Origin of the sequence: Synechococcus sp. R70.1 (assembly GCF_047461675.1) — a bacterium.
Classification (GTDB): domain Bacteria; phylum Cyanobacteriota; class Cyanobacteriia; order Thermostichales; family Thermostichaceae; genus Thermostichus.
Genome location: NZ_JANSHR010000044.1, coordinates 1 through 1,117 on the forward strand (window position 1 = coordinate 1; position 1,117 = coordinate 1,117).

General features: G+C 66.5%; 1 protein-coding gene. It reads left to right on the top strand.

The genetic code is table 11. The features are described 5' to 3' along the window. Nucleotides 1-1,053: aldehyde dehydrogenase family protein (locus NW807_RS06480; protein WP_414425606.1), on the top strand; the 1,053-nt coding region annotated here is incomplete at its 5' end. Between the last annotated feature and the right edge of the window lie 64 nt (nt 1,054-1,117).

Consider the following 1,117-nt stretch of genomic DNA (forward strand, 5'->3'; position numbering starts at 1 on the left):
ACGGACGGCGCGTCGCGGTTCGGGTTCTGGGCGCGCGAGCCGTTGGGCGTGGTGGCGTCGATCTTGGCGTTCAACCTGCCGCTGGCGCACGCGGCGCAAAAAGCTGCACCTGCCATCGCCGCGGGCAACGCCGTCATCCTCAAGCCCTCCACCGAAGCCCCGCTGACCGTGCTGCGGCTGGGACTACTGCTGTACCGCGCAGGCATGCCCCCCGAAGCGCTGAGCATCCTCACAGGCAAGGGTGAGGAATTAGGACACGCGCTGGCGGCGCACCCGCTGGTGCAGATGCTGACCTTCACGGGCAGCCGCGAGGTGGGGCTGAACCTGCCTGTTCACGCAGGTGCGAAACGCATCGAGATGGAGCTGGACACCATCGGCGTGCTGGTCGCCTGCCCAAGCGCCGACCCCGAACAGGTCGCCGACGAGGTCGCCTGCTGCGGGTTTATGATGGCAGGGCAGTCGCCCACCTCAATTCAGCATGTGTGGGCGCATCAGAGCCTGTACGAGCCGCTGGCGAACGCGCTGATTGAGCGGGTGGCGCGCCTGCATACGGGCGACCCGATGGACGAGAATACCTCGCTTGCGCCCCTCATCCACCCGCACGCGCTGGAGCGCGTGGCGCAGTGGGTGGATGACGCCCTGCAGCGCGGCGCGCGGGCGCTGACAGGCGCAAAGGCGGAACTACCCTTCTACCTGCCCACCGTACTGACCGATGTGCCGCCCGCCAGCCCGCTCTACGCCGAGGCGGTGTTCGGACCCGTCGTCATCCTGCACGCTTACGAGACGCCCGACGAGTTGCTGCGTCAGCTGAACTGCTTCTCGATCGGCGTGCGGCTGGCGGTCTACACGCGCGATATTGCCGAAGCGTTCGAACTCGCCCGCCACGCCCGCGCCCTGAGCGTCCATATCAACGACACGCCCACCCTGCCGATTGACCCCATCGTGCGCGGCGACATGCAGGAACACCACATGTGCTTCGAGGACATGCTGCAGCGCATTGAACGCCTGAGCCAGCCGAAGTATGTCGGCTTCGGCAAAATGTCGCTGCTCTGATGGAGACGCTGACGCACTACGACCGCGAGCTGTTCTACGCCATCAATCACGGGCTGAGCCACCC